At 59.0% G+C, this 17,791-nt stretch carries 19 protein-coding genes and 1 tRNA gene; 15 read left to right on the top strand and 5 right to left on the bottom strand.

The genetic code is table 11. The features are described 5' to 3' along the window. Positions 1 to 66 precede the first annotated feature (66 nt). On the bottom strand, positions 67 to 1,752 hold the full coding sequence (gene ilvD, locus GEI7407_RS06830) for a dihydroxy-acid dehydratase (protein ID WP_015171406.1): 1,686 nt from the start codon (positions 1,750 to 1,752) through the stop codon (positions 67 to 69). Positions 1,753 to 2,099: 347 nt separating this feature from the next. Between ilvD and GEI7407_RS06835 the strand changes: the two genes are divergently transcribed. The 10 genes from GEI7407_RS06835 (at position 2,100) to GEI7407_RS06880 (ending at position 9,906) form a co-directional block, all read left to right on the top strand. Further along, a complete protein-coding gene (locus GEI7407_RS06835) occupies positions 2,100 to 2,954 on the top strand; it encodes a pentapeptide repeat-containing protein (RefSeq protein ID WP_015171407.1) in 855 nt (284 codons plus the stop codon). 207 nt (positions 2,955 to 3,161) lie between these two features. Then, on the top strand, positions 3,162 to 3,578 hold the full coding sequence (locus GEI7407_RS06840) for an Npun_F0494 family protein (RefSeq protein ID WP_015171408.1): 417 nt from the start codon (positions 3,162 to 3,164) through the stop codon (positions 3,576 to 3,578). Positions 3,579 to 3,857: 279 nt separating this feature from the next. Continuing rightward, the gene (cobQ, locus tag GEI7407_RS06845; protein WP_015171409.1) at positions 3,858 to 5,345 is read left to right on the top strand and encodes a cobyric acid synthase CobQ; all 1,488 of its coding nucleotides are present in this window, start codon (positions 3,858 to 3,860) and stop codon (positions 5,343 to 5,345) included. Positions 5,346 to 5,493: 148 nt separating this feature from the next. Continuing rightward, complete coding sequence (locus GEI7407_RS06850; protein WP_015171410.1) at positions 5,494 to 5,733, top strand: 2Fe-2S iron-sulfur cluster-binding protein; 240 nt, start codon at positions 5,494 to 5,496, stop codon at positions 5,731 to 5,733. 36 nt (positions 5,734 to 5,769) lie between these two features. Then, a complete protein-coding gene (gene ureE, locus GEI7407_RS06855; protein WP_015171411.1) occupies positions 5,770 to 6,213 on the top strand; it encodes an urease accessory protein UreE in 444 nt (147 codons plus the stop codon). Next, on the top strand, positions 6,194 to 6,889 hold the full coding sequence (locus GEI7407_RS06860) for an urease accessory protein UreF (protein ID WP_015171412.1): 696 nt from the start codon (positions 6,194 to 6,196) through the stop codon (positions 6,887 to 6,889). Before ureE ends, GEI7407_RS06860 begins: the two co-directional genes overlap by 20 nt. 132 nt (positions 6,890 to 7,021) lie before the next feature. Beyond that, complete coding sequence (gene ureG / locus GEI7407_RS06865; RefSeq protein WP_015171413.1) at positions 7,022 to 7,624, top strand: urease accessory protein UreG; 603 nt, start codon at positions 7,022 to 7,024, stop codon at positions 7,622 to 7,624. 102 nt (positions 7,625 to 7,726) lie between these two features. Then, a complete protein-coding gene (locus GEI7407_RS06870; RefSeq protein WP_015171414.1) occupies positions 7,727 to 8,299 on the top strand; it encodes a PEP-CTERM sorting domain-containing protein in 573 nt (190 codons plus the stop codon). 465 nt (positions 8,300 to 8,764) lie between these two features. Further along, positions 8,765 to 9,295, top strand: coding sequence for a pentapeptide repeat-containing protein (locus tag GEI7407_RS06875; protein ID WP_015171415.1), 531 nt, complete (start codon positions 8,765 to 8,767; stop codon positions 9,293 to 9,295). Between the two features lie 65 nt (positions 9,296 to 9,360). Next, positions 9,361 to 9,906, top strand: coding sequence for a pyridoxamine 5'-phosphate oxidase family protein (locus tag GEI7407_RS06880; RefSeq protein ID WP_015171416.1), 546 nt, complete (start codon positions 9,361 to 9,363; stop codon positions 9,904 to 9,906). Here GEI7407_RS06880 and GEI7407_RS06885 read toward each other — a convergent pair. Continuing rightward, positions 9,903 to 10,598, bottom strand: coding sequence for a GDSL-type esterase/lipase family protein (locus tag GEI7407_RS06885; protein WP_041268777.1), 696 nt, complete (start codon positions 10,596 to 10,598; stop codon positions 9,903 to 9,905). The genes GEI7407_RS06880 and GEI7407_RS06885 overlap by 4 nt on opposite strands. Before the next feature lie 482 nt (positions 10,599 to 11,080). Here GEI7407_RS06885 and GEI7407_RS06890 point away from each other — a divergent pair, with 482 nt between their 5' ends. From GEI7407_RS06890 to GEI7407_RS06905, 4 genes are all read left to right on the top strand, one after another. Beyond that, the gene (locus GEI7407_RS06890; RefSeq protein WP_015171418.1) at positions 11,081 to 11,308 is read left to right on the top strand and encodes a DNA-directed RNA polymerase subunit omega; all 228 of its coding nucleotides are present in this window, start codon (positions 11,081 to 11,083) and stop codon (positions 11,306 to 11,308) included. 4 nt (positions 11,309 to 11,312) lie between these two features. Then, on the top strand, positions 11,313 to 11,924 hold the full coding sequence (locus GEI7407_RS06895; protein ID WP_015171419.1) for a hypothetical protein: 612 nt from the start codon (positions 11,313 to 11,315) through the stop codon (positions 11,922 to 11,924). A gap of 6 nt (positions 11,925 to 11,930) precedes the next feature. Continuing rightward, a complete protein-coding gene (locus GEI7407_RS06900; protein WP_015171420.1) occupies positions 11,931 to 12,296 on the top strand; it encodes a DUF1818 family protein in 366 nt (121 codons plus the stop codon). A gap of 50 nt (positions 12,297 to 12,346) precedes the next feature. Further along, positions 12,347 to 12,420 (top strand) — tRNA-Pro (locus GEI7407_RS06905). A 146-nt stretch (positions 12,421 to 12,566) separates the two neighbouring features. Here the strand turns inward: GEI7407_RS06905 and GEI7407_RS06910 are convergent. Next, positions 12,567 to 14,012: a glycoside hydrolase family 13 protein gene (locus tag GEI7407_RS06910; RefSeq protein ID WP_015171421.1), complete on the bottom strand. Its 1,446-nt coding sequence runs from the start codon at positions 14,010 to 14,012 to the stop codon at positions 12,567 to 12,569. 85 nt (positions 14,013 to 14,097) lie between these two features. Then, positions 14,098 to 15,315 carry an ABC transporter permease gene (locus tag GEI7407_RS06915; protein ID WP_015171422.1) on the bottom strand — a complete coding sequence of 406 codons (1,218 nt, stop codon included), beginning with the start codon at positions 15,313 to 15,315 and terminating at the stop codon, positions 14,098 to 14,100. A gap of 132 nt (positions 15,316 to 15,447) precedes the next feature. Here GEI7407_RS06915 and GEI7407_RS06920 point away from each other — a divergent pair, with 132 nt between their 5' ends. Further along, entirely contained in the window at positions 15,448 to 16,359 is a 912-nt protein-coding gene (locus GEI7407_RS06920) for an Npun_R2821/Npun_R2822 family protein (RefSeq protein WP_015171423.1), read from the top strand. A 3-nt stretch (positions 16,360 to 16,362) separates the two neighbouring features. On the opposite strand, the gene trxB is transcribed toward GEI7407_RS06920, so the two are convergent. Further along, complete coding sequence (gene trxB / locus GEI7407_RS06925) at positions 16,363 to 17,724, bottom strand: thioredoxin-disulfide reductase (protein WP_015171424.1); 1,362 nt, start codon at positions 17,722 to 17,724, stop codon at positions 16,363 to 16,365. Between the last annotated feature and the right edge of the window lie 67 nt (positions 17,725 to 17,791).

Consider the following 17,791-nt stretch of genomic DNA (forward strand, 5'->3'; position numbering starts at 1 on the left):
CGCCTGCCTCGCTGGAAGCAAAGCCAGCGCGCGATCGTTCATTTGAACTTCAGAGGCGAGACGTCTCTAGCCCAGGTTCAGGTCCGTCACCGCGCCGATGCTGCTCGAGGACACGAGCTGAGCGTACTTCGCCAGGACGCCCCGCTGATAGCGAGGAGCGGGGGGCTGCCACTGGGCGCGGCGCTGGGCCAGCTCTTCCTCGGAGACGTTGATCTGGAGGAGGCGCTGGTGAGCGTCGATGGTGATGGAGTCGCCTTCTTTGACTAGGGCGATCGCGCCGCCCACGGCCGCTTCTGGGGCCACGTGGCCAACGACCAGACCAAAGGTGCCGCCCGAAAAACGGCCGTCAGTGATCAAGCCGACGGAGTCGCCGAGACCGGCACCAATGATGGCGGAAGTGGGGGCCAGCATTTCTCGCATTCCCGGACCGCCCTTGGGACCTTCGTAGCGCACCACCACCACGTCACCGGCCTGGATCTTGCCGGCCAAGATGGCGTCTAGGCACTCTTCCTCGGATTCGAACACGCGGGCAGGACCGGTGATGCTGGGTTTTTTGACGCCGGTGATTTTGGCGACAGCCCCTTCGGTGGCTAGGTTGCCCTTCAAAATGGCCAGGTGACCTTGCTGGTACATGGGATTTTCCCAGGGGCGGATCACGTCTTGATCAGGGCTGGGGGTCTCGGGAATATCGGCGAGGAGCTCTTCGACCGTCTGGCCGGTGATGGTCAGGGCGTCGCCGTGGATCAGGCCTTTCACCAAGAGCATCTTCATCACTTGCGGGATGCCGCCGGCCCTGTGGAGGTCGGTGGCGACGTAGCGACCGGAGGGCTTGAGGTCGCACAGGACGGGGACTTTGCCCCGGATGGTTTCGAAGTCATCGAGGGTGAGGGGAACGCCGATGGCGTTGGCGATCGCCAGCAGGTGCAGCACGGAGTTGGTCGAGCCGCCCACCGCCATGATCACGGCGATCGCATTTTCAAAAGCCTTGCGCGTCAGGATCTGGCTCGGCAAAATCTGCTTACGAATTGCCTCTACCAGCACCAGCGCCGACTTTTCAGCGCTGTCGGCTTTCTCTGCATCCTCGGCCGCCATGGTCGAGGAGTACATCAAGCTGATGCCCATTGCCTCAAAGGCCGAAGACATCGTGTTAGCGGTGTACATACCGCCGCAGGAGCCCGCCCCCGGACAAGCATTGCGCTCGACCGCCAAAAGCTGCTCTTCGCTGATCTTGCCAGCGCTGTACTCGCCCACCGCCTCAAAGGCGCTCACCACCGTGAGATCGCGGCCGTCAAGATGTCCCGGCTTGATCGTGCCGCCGTAGACAAAAATCGCCGGAATATTCATGCGGGCGATCGCCAGCACTGCTCCCGGCATATTCTTGTCACAGCCGCCGATCGCCAGCACCCCGTCTAGACTCTGGCCATTGCACACCGTCTCGATCGAATCGGCGATCACCTCCCGCGACACCAGGGAATATTTCATTCCCTCAGTCCCCATCGAGATGCCATCACTAATGGTGATCGTCCCGAAGATCTGTGGCATACCGCCAGCCGTGCGCACAGCCGCCTCAGCGCGCTGCGCCAGGCCGTTGAGCCCCATATTGCAAGGCGTAATGGTGCTATAGCCGTTGGCAACCCCCACAATGGGCTTGGTGAAATCATTGTCACCAAATCCCACAGCCCGCAGCATCGCTCGGTTAGGGCTCCGCTGCACGCCTTGGGTCACCGCTTGGCTTCTAAGATTCTCAGGCATCCCGTGTTCTTCCCGTCAAAGCAATGAAATCGTGGACAACTGGCCCCTAGAGCCCAGAACGGTCCGCTCTGGAACCCCCGCTTTGGCCAGTCACTGAAGCGTCATTGTTCTGATTTTCGCAGAATGCTATCCCTTTTTGGGGGCCGAATCTGAAAACCCAAATTGGGGACCTTAGCTCCCCTGCGATCGCCCTCTAAGTTCCGAGCGTCTCTCACTTCAAACAAGAAAAAATCCACCAGTCCCAAATCGCGTCTCAAAAGCATTAAGATTAAGCGCTTTGGCCCCAAAGGCGCTAAATTTAGGAAGCCTTTGGGCATGCTGATGGAGAAGGGGATGAGACCGAACCTATGGATGCTGGCGAGTTATTGAGGCGGTATGCAGCCGGCGAACGTGATTTTCGAGAAATCAAACTGACCCGAGTCAATTTGGTCAATGCTGATCTGCGGGATGTGAACTTCCGCGAAGCTCATCTAATAGAAGTGAACCTGAGCGGCTCTAACCTGACTGGCGTGAACTTTCGCGAAGCCAACCTCAGCGGCTCCAACCTCGGGGGAGCCATGCTCCAAGAATGCAACCTAATCGGGGCAAATCTCCTGGGGGCTAACCTCATGGGCAGCGATCTGAGCGGCTCGAGCCTGCGCAGCGCCAACCTCAGCGAAGTCAACCTTCGTAGCGCCAACCTCTCCGATGCCATTGTCGGCGAAGCCAACCTCAGCGGGGCAAATCTCTACGGCACCAACCTCACCGGCGCTCACCTCAGCCGCGCTCGTTTGGTTGAAACCTGCCTCGAGCACGCCATTCTCGACAATGCCAACCTGTCCGGCTCCGTTCTGAACGGTGCCAATCTGACGGGGGCTCGCCTCAGCCAAGCCGTGCTGAGCGGTGCGTCTCTTGAGGGCGCAAATCTCTCGGACGCCGACTTGACGCGCGCTAACCTCGGCAGCACTAACCTTCGTCGCGCCAACTTCACCAACGCCAAGATGCGGGGCGCTAGCTTGATCTGGAGCAGTCTCCGGGGCGCCAAGATGATCCGGGTGAATCTTTATCGGGCCAAGCTCAACTGGTCGAACCTCAGCGAGGCAGACCTGAGTGAGGCGATTTTGATCGATACCAATCTGCGGCGGGCCAATCTCCGGGACGCCAATTTGCAGAATGCGAACCTGAGCGGGGCGACGATGCCCAATGGTCAAGTTTTCGCTTAACCCTCGCAGTCTTAACAAGCAGCCTTTACTAGAGTCCCGTGGGCTAAGCGCCAATGGCTGTGACGTGGGAGAGCAAATTTTGTGGGGGTGCCCAGTGGTCAGGCTTGGGAGTATGTCACGATATGTAACAGAGCGTGAAATGCCTCTGGAGCACTCCACGCCTCCGACTTAATCTTTGGTTTTCAGCGACCTCTAGTTTCTCCCATCATGCCTGCAACTTCTTCTCAAACCTACAGCGTGCAGTACTCTGAGCGATCGCTTCACCGAGCGGCGCGGGCGATTCGCTGCTCGCCGTTTCGGCTGCACTTGTTTAATACGATGTGCTACCAGAGTGTCGGTTTGAAGGCGATCGCGGGTCGGGCGGGCCTCCAAAACCAGTACACCCAGCGTGTCATCTCGGATCTGGCGGCGGAAAATGGCATGCTGTGGCTGATCCAGGTGGGCGTGCTGCGCCGGGAGGTCGATGGCCAAGGGATTACCGATAGTTTTCGCCTGACGCCGCTGTGCCGCTACCTGCTCGACAATGCCAGCCAAAGCCGTCAGCGGGGCGATCGCCTGACCCAGCCTTCGATCGCCGACCACCTGCTAAACTTCTTGACCCGCTGGTTGCGCCGTCCTTTTTAGGGCTGCTGGATAACCCGGATCGATGACCCTGGCATGTGAGGCTACATGACAGAAGCGTCCGCCCTAGGCCACCCTGGGATAAAGTAAAATGTCGAACTCTCTGTCAACTCAGGGGGTCGTACAGGAAGCATCCGCCAAAACAATATCCACCCAGTTTTGCGATCCAGCAGCCAGCGGCAGACGTTGAATCTTGATTTCTCTGTCCTGGGTCCCCAGCTTTGGCGAGGCGCTGTTGGCCCAAATTGGGACTCGCACGCACGGGATTTCTCGGAGATTTAGATGAAAGCCATCATGGTTGTGGGGACAACGTCCCATGCAGGCAAATCCCTGATTACGGCTGCTCTGTGCCGTATTTTGTCGCGCCAAGGCTGGCGTGTGACTCCCTTCAAGGGCCAAAACATGGCGCTGAATGCCTACGTCACGACCAGCGGCGGCGAAATTGGCTATGCCCAAGCGGTCCAGGCCTGGGCGGCGGGGGTGACCCCGCGGGTCGAAATGAACCCGATTTTGCTCAAGCCCCAGGGCGACATGACCTCTCAGGTGATTCTCAAGGGGCGGCCCGTCGGCCGCGTGGGCGCCGCGGACTATTACAGCCAGTATTTTGAGGTGGGCTGGCAGGCGATCGAAGAGTCCCTGCGACGTCTGCGCGAAGAATTTGACCTGATCATCTGCGAGGGCGCCGGCAGTCCCGCCGAAATCAACCTCAAGCATCGCGACCTGACCAACATGCGGGTTGCCAAGTATCTCAATGCGCCGACGATCTTGGTAGTGGACATCGATCGCGGGGGAGCTTTTGCCCACGTCGTCGGTACCCTGGAGCTACTGGATCCTGACGAGCGTGCCCTGGTGAAGGGCATTGTGATCAACAAGTTTCGCGGTCAGCGATCGCTCCTAGAGTCCGGCATTACGTGGCTCGAAGAGCGCACCGGTATCCCGGTCATTGGCGTGGTGCCCTGGCTCGACCAGGTCTTCCCGGCTGAGGACTCCCTGGACCTGATGGACCGGCGACCCCGCAAACCCAACACCGACACCACTATTGCGGTGATTCGCCTGCCCCACATCTCCAACTTCACCGACTTTGACCCGCTCGAGTCCGAGCCCAGCGTCAACGTCAAATACCTCGGCCTCAAGGACCCCCTCGGCTACCCAGACGCCGTCATCTTGCCGGGCACCAAAACCACGATCGCCGACCTGCTGGCCATGCAGAAGCACGGCATGGCAGAAGCCCTCCAGAACTATGTGGCGGCGGGCGGCACCCTCCTGGGGATCTGCGGCGGCTTCCAGATCATGGGCAAAATCATCGCCGATCCAGAGGGCATCGAAGGCCAAGAGGGCCGCTACAAAGGCCTAGAACTGCTGCCGCTCAAGACGGTCATCACTGGCCAAAAAGTCGCTCGCCAGCGCCTGGTTTCTTCCCACTATCCCCAGCCGGGCCTGCCGGTGGCGGGCTACGAAATTCACCAAGGCCGAACCCAGTTCTTAGAATTAGATAAGGACGGAACGGGAGAATCGGAATACAAAGCGCTGTTTGAGGAGCCGATGCTGGGGATGGTCGACAGCACCCAGTCCATCTGGGGCACCTATCTCCACGGACTGTTTGACAATGGCCCCTGGCGACGGGCCTGGCTCAACCGCCTGCGCCAGCAGCGGGGATTGGCGTCTCTGCCCACGGGCATTCCCAACTACCGAGAGCAGCGGGAGGCCATGCTGGATACCTTGGCCAAAAACATCGAGCCCTACCTCAATCTCGAGCCGATTCTGTCTTGATTTGGACAAAAAAATAAGCGCCCAGCGATTCGCTTGGTGCGCTTAATATCCCTAACCCTTTCGGTGCAACGTACCCGTTTGTCCTTGACCTAAACAGTAAACGCCATCTCTGCCAGATCGCCTTTTCATTTAGACAATCTTTAGAATTATGGGTGTCCAGATTCGCTTCCTTCCTGATGATGTCACGGTTGAGGCAGAGCCCGGCGAGGCTTTTTTGACGGTGGCAGAACGCGCGGGCGTGATGATTCCCACGGGCTGTTTGATGGGCTCGTGTCACGCCTGCGAAGTGGAAATTGAGGGCGGGCCAACGCTGTGCGCCTGCATTTCATCGGTGCCAAGCGGGGCGGAACAGCTCACGGTGAACCTGTTTGTGGACCCGACTTGGTAAGGTGGATCTCGGTTTGTTGGTTTGGGAGCCGTGACTATGGTGACTCTGGTGCGGCGATCGCCCCCGGATGCGGCGGCAGAGGTGCACTGCACGCTGGCCCTGACGGCGGAGGAGCGATCGCGCAGTCGCTATCGCCTGACCCTCGACGATGGCTCAGCCGTTCATTTGCAGCTGCCTCGGGGGACGGTGCTGCGTGAGGGAGATTTGCTAGAAGCGGAGGATGGCCAGTGCTGGGGCCGCGTGGTGGCCAAGCCGGAGCCGGTGCTGACGGTGCGGGGCCAGACGCCCTTCGATCTTTTGCGGGCGGCCTACCACTTGGGCAATCGCCACGTCGCCCTGGAGCTGCAACCGACGCTGCTTCGGCTGTCCCCCGATCCGGTCCTTCAGGCCTTGGTGGAGCAGCTGGGCTTGCTTGTAGAGCCGGAAGTCGCTCCTTTTCAGCCAGAGGCGGGGGCCTACCATGGGACCCATGAGCACTGAGGTGGGGGGGCGATCGCTCCTGAGCCTGCTACAGCTAGCCAGCGCGGCTCTGCCAGTGGGGGCCTATAGCTATTCCGAAGGTCTAGAAAGGCTCGTGGAACAAGGCATCGTGACCGATGCAGCACAGTTGCAGGAGTGGCTGCGCCAGGAGCTACAGGTGGGAGCGATCCGGCTGGAGGCGGCCCTAATGGTGCGAGCCTATGGCGCAGCGCAGGCGACGGACTGGGAGCGGCTGCAAGCCTGGAACCAGTGGCTGTCGGCAGTTCGCGAAACCGAGGAGCTGCGGCAGCAGAGCTGGCAAATGGGGCGATCGCTCCTGCGCTTGCTGCAAGTCTTGGCCCCGGATCTGGGCGGGGCGATCGCCCCGCTCCAGGAAACCTGCAACTTTGCCGTGGCCTTTGCGCTGGCGGCAGCCCACTGGCAAATTCCCCTAGAGGCGGCCCTCCTGGGGTACCTCCACGGTTGGTCAAGCAACCTGATCAACGCCGGGGTCAAGCTGATTCCCCTCGGCCAAACTGCCGGTCAGCGCTTACTGCTGGAGCTGCAGCCGATCCTCGAAGCCACCGTCCAGTCGGCGCTGACTTTGGAGGACGATGCGCTGGGGAACTGCGGCTGGGGGCTGGCCTTGGCCAGTATGCAGCACGAGACCCAGTACACGCGCCTGTTTCGCAGCTAGCGGGCGATCGCCCTTGTCAGGAGCCTTCGAATCAAGCAAATACTTGCTAAAAGCCAGAATGTAGAGATATTTGCTCTAATGGCCTAAGAAGTCCTTAAAAAGCAGCTAAGACAGTTTGTCAGGAGGCGCTGAATGAGTACCTTACGCATCGGGGTTGCAGGTCCTGTGGGGTCCGGCAAAACGGCCCTCGTGGATGCACTGTGCAAGGCTTTGCGCGATCGCTATCGCCTCGCTGTCGTCACCAATGACATCTACACCCAGGAAGACGCGCAGTTTTTGGTGCGCAGTCAGGCCCTAGAGCGCGATCGCATCATCGGCGTCGAAACCGGCGGCTGCCCCCACACCGCCATCCGCGAAGACGCCTCCATCAACCTAGTCGCCATCGAAGAGCTAGAGCAGCGTTTTCAGCCCCTAGACATCATCTTCGTCGAGAGCGGCGGCGACAACCTGGCCTCTACCTTCAGTCCCGAGCTCGTCGACCTCACCCTCTACGTCATTGATGTGGCCGCCGGCGACAAAATTCCCCGCAAAGGCGGCCCTGGCATCACCAAGTCTGACCTGATGGTGATCAACAAAATTGACCTCGCACCCCACGTAGGCGCTGACCTAGGGGTGATGGAACGCGACACGCAGCGGATGCGTGGGGAAAAACCCTTTGTCTTTACGAACCTGAAAACGCAGCAGGGACTGTCAGAAATCATTCACTTTATTGAGCTCTACCTCCTGAAGCAGTAGTCGATTTACAAAATCTCTAGCAAAATCATCCGTAATTTTTCGGAAACTGAGAATTTCCGATGTTGCTTTAGGAAGTTCACTTCCGTTCTCAAGGCTTCACTGATGCTCAGGAAATCTCTCACCTTCGCGGCTACGACGGCTCTGCTCGTGTCTGCCTACGGCCTTCAGGCTGACTCGGCCCAAGCCGCAACCTTTAACTTTTCCTATGCGTTTTCTTCGGGAGAAACGCTGTCGGGTCAGATCGAAGGAGATTTGGCAGATGACAAAGACAGCGTCCTCAATCTGCGCAACCTAAAGGCTGCCTACTCGGGCTTGCCAGGTACGTCTTTTTCTTTCTTGACACCCTTCAAGTTTTCTCACTTCTCCTTGTCTGGTCGGGGCCTCAATTTCCTTGGCTTCAATCTGTCTCCCAAGACGGATAGTATCAATCCCAATATGGGCTTTTCGCTCCGAGATGAGTTCTTCTTGAACAGTGCAACCCTTGGCCTGTTTCAGACGAACTCTACAACTGTTTATTACTCTAATCGAGAAAATTCAGAGGAGTTTGAGGTCTTCTCCCGCGATCGCTGGAACGCCGCAGAAGCGAAGGACGTCCCTGAGAGCAGCGCGATCGCTGGACTGGCGCTGCTGGCGGTTGGTGGATGTCTGCTCAAGCGAAAGGCTGCTTGCAGCTAGACCCACTTGATAAGGCGATCGCGGTCTATGGGCTGGCTTGCTGTCCCGACCGCGATCGCCTCCCAAAGATACTGCTGCTAGAAAAATTTACTGTGACCTGATTAAATGATTTTTTTACTTCTAGTCGTTGACTTTTATAAGTAAAAATCTAGATAAAATATCTTCTAATCTGCTAAACAAATGTCTAGATTTTAGATATTAGCAATATAAAATAAACTTTAAAAATCATGATTTGTTTTGCATGAAAATTCTCGAAAATGACTGAAGATTCATGCTAAATTTCCTGATTTAAATCAATTTAAACCCAATCAAGAAACGCGTGAATTTGATTGGTCGTAAAATCTGCACTTCGCCAAAAGATGAAGTCTGCGATCGCCCAGAAGACTTTAACAAAGCCGATCGAACTCTGCTCAGGCTCTCCGAGAACTGCGAAAATAAAAGTAGATTCAAACATAAAGTCGAATAATGTTAACGCTTCCTGTGACATCCCTAAAAACGATTCGGAAACGGCTCCTAGGCCTGCTTTGGCTGCTGGGGCTCGTCTGCCTGTGGCTGCTGCTCACGGCCCAGCCTGCCTTGGCGGAGGAGCCATCGGTGATCAACTACAGCAATATTCGCCTCAACGATCACGACTTTTCTCATCAGGATTTGTCGGGGGGTGTGTTTGTCAGCGCTGAGATGCGCAACGCAAACTTCGAGGGCGCAAACCTGAGTAACGCCATCTTGACGAAGGGCGTGCTGCTCAATGCCAATCTGGAAGGGGCAAACTTGACGGGCGCCCTAGCCGATCGCGTTTTCTGGCTGGATGCCAACCTGCGCAACGCGATTTTGGTGGATGTGACAGCGACCCGCACGAGTTTTGAGGGCGTGGACGTGACGGGAGCTGATTTTAGCGACGCCATCCTCGATCGCTACGAGCTCAAGGAGCTCTGCAAGCGGGCGGAGGGAGTCAATCCGGTGACAGGCGTGGCGACCCGCGATAGCCTGGGTTGCTAGAGAGGGTTGCGGTCGGGGACAGCCCCGACCGACGGCCTGGGACCCCTGATGAGAGGAAAACTCGGATGGCAAAGTTTTATGAGGAGCTGACGCCGGAGCTTCAGAGCTTTATTGCTCAGCAAAAAATTTTTTTCACGGCGACGGCTCCCGCAGCGGGACGCATTAATCTCTCGCCCAAGGGAATGAGTACGTTTCGGTGCCTAGACGCTCACACCGTGGCCTATCTGGACTTGACGGGCAGCGGCAACGAGACGGCGGCCCACCTACAGCAAGACGATCGCATCACGGTGATGTTTTGCAGCTTTGATCACAAGCCCCTGATTTTGCGGCTCTATGGCCGAGGCAAAGTGGTGTTTCCACGAGACGAAGCCTGGTCGGCGATCGCCCCTCACTTCGAGCTGTTTCCGGGGACGCGCCAAATCGTGACGATGCAGGTCGAGAGCGCCCAGACCTCCTGCGGCTACGGTGTGCCGGTGTGCGACGAAATGCGCGATCGCGACACGCTGTATCAGTGGGCCGAGAAGAAAGGCGAAGACGGCATTCGCGAGTATTGGCAGACCCGAAATCTGGTCAGCATTGACGGGCTGCCAACCAACCTGTTGGCGGACTAGCGATTGAGCGGGGCGATCGCCTCCCAGGCCAGCACATCGTCGAGGATGGCCCGGTAGCCCAGCACATTGGGGTGGAGGCCGTCTTCACACAGGCGAACCTGACCCCACGCTTCGCCCCGGCTCATCCACAGATCAAACAGATCCAGGTAAGGAATGCGGTGATCTGCGCAGGCTTGGCGCGTGGCTTCCTTGTAGCGGTACTGGTCTGCGTGGCTGTAGTAGAGGCAGTCGAGGAAGGGCATTTTCGCTTCATTCACCGGGATCATGCCCACAAAGATCACCGGACAGAGCTGCTGCGCCTGGGTGAGCAGCGCTGAGATTTGCGTCTCAAAGGAGTCGATGGGAGTGTAATTCTTGACCTGCGATCGCCCCACCTTGGCGGAGTCATTCACCCCGATCGACAGGATGATGGCGTCCGGGACCCGATTGCGGAGCTCTCCCCGGTGGCGAAACTCCACTTCGAGGCGCTGGGAAACCTGCTTGACGCCGTCGCCCCGCACTCCCAGGTTGTAGAGAATGTGGCCAGCGGTCCCGGGCTGCATCCACTGTCGCCGCAGCCGCTCGACCCAGCCGCCCCCCTCAGGGTCGCCATAGCCGTAGATGAGGCTGTCACCGAGCGCAACGATTCGCTTTGGCTGCGGAGCGATCGCTGCGGAGCGCGGGAGTGAAGACGGATGTGCCAGTGTTTGCATATCAACAATCATGACCCTGTGCGGAACTGTAACATTCCGGCGAGGATGTTTTCAAATCTTAAAAGAAGCACATGATTTGCAACCCTGGCGCCACTCTGGGGCAGGCGATCGCGCCCTGGGTGCTGCCAAGCTGCGAAAGCGCGTCTAAAAGGTAGAAGATTGCTAGCTAGTCTGAAGCGCTCTGATAGCGCTTCGATCTGTCTTTGCTTTCGGGTGCTCGCGCGTCTGCCCAGGATGGTTTGGGAGTCGGCGGCGGGGAATTTGGCGGGCGGAACCTGCAAGGGCGATCGCGCCGTCGAGCTATTCAATCGACTCGGATTTGGTGCATGATGCGTACAGTAGGCAAATTGTATCCACAAGCGGCGATCGCCCAAATTTCGACCGTAAGAGCCACAATTTCACCTCAATTTCTGAACCATCCCTACCAACCCTCGATCCACTCTGGCATGACTCAACGGCAACTCAAGGTCAAATCGACATCCATGCAAAAACGCAATAGCTTTGACAACACTCAGCTCATGTACCGAGCTGAGGATCTGATCAGTGCTGCCTCCAACCGCTATCGCATCACGGTGCAGGTGGCCAACCGAGCCAAGCGCCGCCGCTACGAAGACTTCGAAAATGGCGATGATCCCATCATGAAGCCGGTGCTGCGCGCCATTATCGAAATGTCGGACGAGCTCACCCAGCCCGAGATTATCGGAGAGTAAACCGGTGGCGATCGCACGTTCTACTCAATGGGCCTTGCTGCTGGCTTTCGGGCTGGCAGTGAGCCTCTGCTTTGGTGCGGGGCCGCTGTCCCCGACCGCCACTGCCCAAATTCCCCCACCGCCTGCCGCCACCTCAGGGCGGCTGGTCTACCGGGAGGCAGGGGCCGCGGTGTATCAGGCGCTGCCTACCCTGCCGCTGGAAAACCAGTACAAGAGCCTCAGCTCGGGCCAGGTTGCCGAAGACAATACCTTGGCCGATCGTCTGGTTCGCTATCACCTGTTTGTCAAAGATCGCCCGCCCCAGTACCGTCTGGACTGGAAACTCACCCTGGCGGACTACCTGGGGGCCAACGAGCTGATCGAAGAGGCCCGCTACCCTGGCCGTGAATCCTTGGCGATGAACCCGCTAGAGGGCGATCGCGCCGCCATTGCCAAGCTGACGCGAGCGGAGCGAGAGGCCCTAGTGCAGGCACTGGTCAACTACTTCGATCCGAACCGGCAGGCCCGCCTGACCGAAAGCCAGTCCCCCACTCCCGCCCCAGCAACCCCGCGGCCCAATCGGCCCCAAGGCCTGCCAGGGCTGCCCCAGCCGGGCTCGGCGGATTTGCTGAAGTAGGGCGCCATGGAACGCTTGATCAAGCAGGGGCCGGGCTGGCGCCTAGGCTGGGACCCCAGCGCGTCTGACTTTCAGGGACTGGTGGGTACCGATGACTGGTCCATCGAGCTAACGGCGGCTGAGCTAGAGGATTTTTGTCAGCTGCTGGGCCAGCTAGCTGGCACGATGCAGGCGATGGCGACCGAGCTGATGGACGAGGAGCGCCTCGCCTGCGAAGCCGAAAGCGATCGCCTCTGGATGGAAGTTGAGGGCTTTCCCACGGCCTACAGCCTGCGCTTCATTTTGGCCTCGGGCCGCCGCGCAGAGGGTTTTTGGCCTGCTAAGTCGGTGCCCGACCTACTGCGGGCCAGCCAGACGCTAAAGGTTTTTTAGGAAAAAGTTTTGTTTCTTTATGAAACGTGTGTTACTATTGAATTCCGCGACGGGGCGTAGCGCAGCTTGGTAGCGCACTACTTTGGGGTAGTAGGGGTCGTGGGTTCAAATCCCGCCGCTCCGATCCGGAAAAAGGCACTTCAGACTTCTGAAGTGCCTTTTTTGCATTTTTCACCTTTTTAAATGCTTTAAACAAAGCTCTGTGAGAGGCGGAGGAGCCCAAGGAGCTACCTGCCAGCCATCTCCGAATTTTCTGTGGCGCGATCGCCCCTAGGTGAGCTTCACGATGCAGCCGGTTCGACCGGGGAGGCGAAAAACGCCTGATGAGCCCGTGTCCTTGACGGTGATGGGCTGAGTGGCAAAACACACCTCGGGGGCTGGGCTGCCGGGCAGCTCGACATCAGCTGTCTCGGTGCCCGCATTGACGGCGATCGCCAGGGTTTGGCCCTCGAGGGTGCGCTCAAAGACGTAGAGCATTCCCTCGGCCTGGCGAATGTGGTAGTGACCGATGCGCAGGGCCGGAAACTGCTGGCGCAGCTGGATCAGGCGGCGGTGCAGCTCGAGAAACTCTTGGTCCCAGCGGCTCGAATCTGGGAAGGTGCGGCGGCTGTCGGGGTCGAGCCCGCCCGCCAAGCCAACCTCGTCGCCGTAGTAGATGCTGGGAGCGCCCGGAAAGGTCATCAGCAGCAGAGTCGCGAGGGCCACACTGGCGCGATCGCCCCCCGCGATGGAGAGCATTCGCGCGGTATCGTGGCTGGCCAGCAAATTGAGCTGCGCCAGCTGGATCTCCCAGGGATACAAGTCTATTAAGGCCTGCATCTTGGCCCCGTAGCTGTGGGCGTCCAGCGGCGGATAGGCTTCGTAGTCCGGCGTGGTCACCTGCTCCATCACCACGCGATCGCCCACCGTAAAGGCGATCGTCGGCCCCGTAAACAGATAGTTCATCACCCCGTCAAACTGCGTCCCGTCGAGCCACTGGCGGGCATCCGTCCACACCTCTCCCACGATGTAGGCCTCGGCATTCAGCGTCTTCACCCGCTGGCGAAACTCCTGCCAAAAGCCCTCCGCCGTCACGCAAAAGGGAACATCCAGCCGCCAGCCATCAATCCCAAAGCGAATCCAGTACTCCGCAATGTTCATGATGTACTCGCGCACCGCCGGATTGTCGTGATTGAACTTCGGCAAGGCCCGGTTGTCTGCCCAGCCCTCATAGTTCGCGGGCTTGGAGCCGTCATAGGCCGAGAGGGGCCAGCCCTCGATGATGAACCAGTCGAGCCAGGGGGAATGGGGGCCATTCTCCAAAATGTCGTTGAAAAAAAAGAAGCCCCGGCTCGCGTGGTTAAAAACGCCGTCCAGGACAACCCGCATGTCCCGGCGGTGGGCTTCGTCGAGGAGCGATCGCAAGGCTTCGTTGCCGCCCAGCAGCGGGTCGACCTGATAGTAGTCGTGGGTGTGGTAGCGGTGGTTGCTGGTCGACTGAAACACCGGCGTAAAGTAAATCGCCGTAATCCCCAGATCCTGAAGATAGTCCAGCTCATCAACCACGCCCCACAGGTCGCCGCCTTTGTAGCCCTGGAGGGTGGGCGGTGTTTCCCAGTCTTCCATCGGCCCGGACACCAACACTCGCTGATGAGGCGACTGGGCGCGGGCAAAGCGATCGGGAAAGATCTGGTAAAAAACCGCGTGCTTCACCCAATCAGGCGTGTGAATCTGCATCGGCGTCACCTTGGTTCTTCATTCACCAGGGTACTGGCTGACGCAAATTTTGGACGGTCAAAAGGAATTCTCGGAGGCTGATTGTTTAGCTGCTGCGCAGGGCCACAATGGGGTCCAAACGGGCGGCCTGGCGGGCTGGCACCACGCCAAAAAATAGGCCAATGCCGCCGGACACCGTGACGGCGATGACAATGGCGCTAAGGGAAACGCTGGCCTTGAGGGGGGTGAAGTTGCTGACTAAGACAATCCCGCCAATCCCCAGCCCCGTACCGATCAGGCCCCCCGCTGCGGACAGGATTACCGCCTCGATGATGAATTGCAGCAGGATATCCTGCTGGGATGCCCCAATGGCTTTGCGCAGGCCGATTTCCTGGGTCCGCTCGGTGACCGACACGAGCATGATGTTCATGATGCCGATGCCGCCGACTAGGAGCGAAATCCCGGCGATCGCCGCCAGCATCAGGGTGAGCGCCCCGGTAATTGCTCCAAAGGTCTCCAGCAAGTCCTTCTGGTTGCGGACGGTGAAATCGTCCTCGTCGGTGATTTGGTGGCGCTGGCGCAGCAGATTTTCGATCTGGAACTGGGCCGCCTCCATGCTGTTTTCGTCCCGCGCCGACGCGAAAATCCAGGTCACCTCCAGGCCGTAGGGCGAGGTGCGCCCCACCACGCGATCGGCCATGGTGGTGATGGGCAAAATCGCCGTATCGTCAAAGTCGGTGCCGAGGCTGGAGCCCTTGGGCTCCATCACGCCGATCACGGTCAGCCGAACGTTGCGAATCCGCACGGTTTTGCCGATGGGATTTTGACCCTCAAAGAGTTTCTGGGCCAGCGCCGACCCCAGGACCACCACCTCATCGGTGCGCCGGATGTCTAGCTCGGTCAGAAACCGGCCCCGCTCGACCTCGAAGTTGCGAACCGCCGTGAAAGGCGGGGTTGTGCCGATGACTAGGGACGATGAGTTCTTGTTGCGGTACTTGACCAGCTCGCTGGAGGTGATTTCGGGGGCGACGGCTTGGACCGAGGGCACCTGGGAGGCGATCGCCTCGGCGTCGGCCAGCACCAGCGTCTTGGGCGGAATCACCGGCCGGTTCACCGCGTCGGGGCTGCCCGGCAGCACAAACAGAACGTTGGGGCCGAGGGCCTCGAACTGGTCCTTGATGAAGCGCTGAGCCCCCTCTCCCACGCCGATCATGGCGATCACCGACGCGTTGCCAATCACAATCCCCAGCATCGTCAAAGCGCTGCGGGTTCGGTTGGTGACCAGGGTCTTGACAGCCATTTTGAGGCTTTCGGCGAGATCCATGGGCAAGCTCCGGTAACGAGCGTGGACAACAGGGGCAGGTAAGCCAAGGCGCAAAATCGCGAATTTTGAGGCTCAACAGCGCTGATCTTCCGCTTCCTCTGGGTAAGTTAAGGAAGACGCAGAGGACGCACCATGAGTCGTGGAATCTATATCACCGCTAACGATCGCGTAATGGATCAGGCGATCGCGCTGCTCAACAGCCTTCGTCTCTATGACCCTGATACGCCTATTATGCTCATTCCCTACGACGACAACTACCAGGCGATCGCCCAGTTGCTCGCTCAGGCCTACGGCGTTCAGGTCTATCCCGATCTCGACTTTATCCATCGCATCGCCGACAACCTCCACGCGATCTTTGGCGGCGAATTCTTTGCCCGACCCAACCAATTTCGCAAGCAGGCCTGCTGGTTTGGCCCCTTTGATGAATTTCTCTACATCGACACCGACATCGTGGTGTTCGAGAAAATCATCGACAACCTCAACTACCTCGCTGACTACGACTTCCTGTGCTGCGACTACCAGCACGCCGGGGGCATCACCAACGTCTTTACCCCCAAGGTGCTCGAAACCGGCGTGTTTAGCGAGGCGACCCTCAAAGACATGTTCAATGGTGGCTTTTGGGCCTCCAAAAAAGGCCTGCTGTCAGAAGAAGACCTCTACGAAACCTTTCGGGAGTGTGCCGCCCACCCAGACTACTTTGACTTCTCCCAGAAAACCTCAGACCAGCCCATCATCAACTACATGATCTTGCAGCGGGTGGCGCGCCGCTTCAATATCGTGCGGCGGCCTGGCAAGGCGCCGGGCAACTGGGCTGGCAGTCCCCAGTTTCAGCAGGAGGGGCATCGCTTGGTCGACCCCAATCTGGGCCAGCCCCTCCAGTATCTGCACTGGGCGGGGATTCGCATCGAGCCCGGTTGCCCCTACTGGGAGGTGTGGGAGTACCACCGCAACCTGAACTCGAGCGTGCCCGCCTACCAGCCCAAGCCGCGCCCCAAAGAGAGCCTGTGGCAGCAGTTCAAGCGATCGCTCAAAAGCCGCTTCTAACGCCTAGATCAGGCCCTCGATCGTGTCGCGGTACTGGCTCTTTTGCTTCATGCCCTTGATCTCAGCTACTTTGGCTTTGTCCTTGAAGAACTGAACCGTGGGTGTCCCCACGATGCCCGCAGCTTCGGCGATCTCGGGATCTTGCTCGATGTCGATTTCGATGTAGTGGACCTTGGGGTCAAACTCGTCGATCACCTTGCTCAAAATCGGCTTGAGGGTGTGGCAGGGGCCGCAGGTGGGCGAAGCGTATTTCACCACAATCAGGCGATCGCTCTCGTGGTAGAGCTTCCGTAGAGCAAAGCCGCCCTCGTGACGAGTCACGCTCACGTCAAAGGTCTCGGGAGAAGCCGCGCTGCTGGCGGGCGCTGCCTCGGCGCTGCTGGCCTCCTCGCTGGCCTGTTGGTGGAACTCTTGGACCAAGCCCTTAGACGACAGCCAGCGCTCTGCCAGCATGGCTGACATACAGCCGGTCCCCGCTGCCGTGATGGCCTGCCGGAATTCGTGATCTTGGACATCGCCTGCTGCGAAAACGCCCTCGACGTTGGTTTCGACAGAGCCGTGGGTGACGATGTAGCCGACCTCGTCGAGCTCGATTTGCCCCTGGAAAAGCTGGGTGTTGGGCGTGTGGCCGATCGCGTAGAACAGCCCCTTGGCGGGAATGTCTGACTCGACATTGGTCTGGATATTTTTCACGCGCACCCCTTCCATGAGGCCGTTGCCGTAGACGTCCACCGCGACGGTGTTCCAGTGGACGGTTATCTTCGGATTCTCAAGGACGCGGTCCTGCATGGCCTTGCTGGCGCGCATTCCCTCCCGGCGCACGAGCAGGTGGACGTGGGAGCCGTACTTGGTCAGGTAGATCGCTTCCTCGGCCGCGGTGTCGCCGCCGCCGATCACCACCAGGTCTGCGCCCCGAAACAGGGGAGTCGCGCCGTCACAAATGGCGCAGGCCGAGATGCCGCGACTCCAGAACTGATGCTCGCTAGGCAGGCCAAGGCGCTTGGCGGTGGCGCCGGTGGCGATGACGACGCTGTGGGCCTTGATTTCGCGATCGTCGGAGCGGATCACGAAGGGCCGCTGACTGAGGTCGACGTAGGTGACGTCTTCGGTGTAGAGCTCAGCGCCCCAGCGGACGGCCTGGGCTTTCATGCGGTCCATGAGCTGGGGGCCGGTGATGCCGTCGGGGAAGCCGGGGAAGTTTTCGACTTCGGTGGTGGTCATGAGCTGTCCGCCGGGCAGTCCGCCTGCCTGATAGCCTTCGAAAACCACTGGCTTCAGGTTGGCGCGGCCTGCATAGATGGCTGCTGTGTAGCCCGCAGGACCCGATCCGATGATGACAAGATTTTCTACGGCTGGGTGCGACATGGATCTTTATATAAACTCATAACGACTACGACTAGTATAGTATAACCATTGAGCGATCGCGGTGCCT

Source organism: Geitlerinema sp. PCC 7407 (assembly GCF_000317045.1).
In the GTDB taxonomy this organism is placed as follows: domain Bacteria; phylum Cyanobacteriota; class Cyanobacteriia; order PCC-7407; family PCC-7407; genus PCC-7407.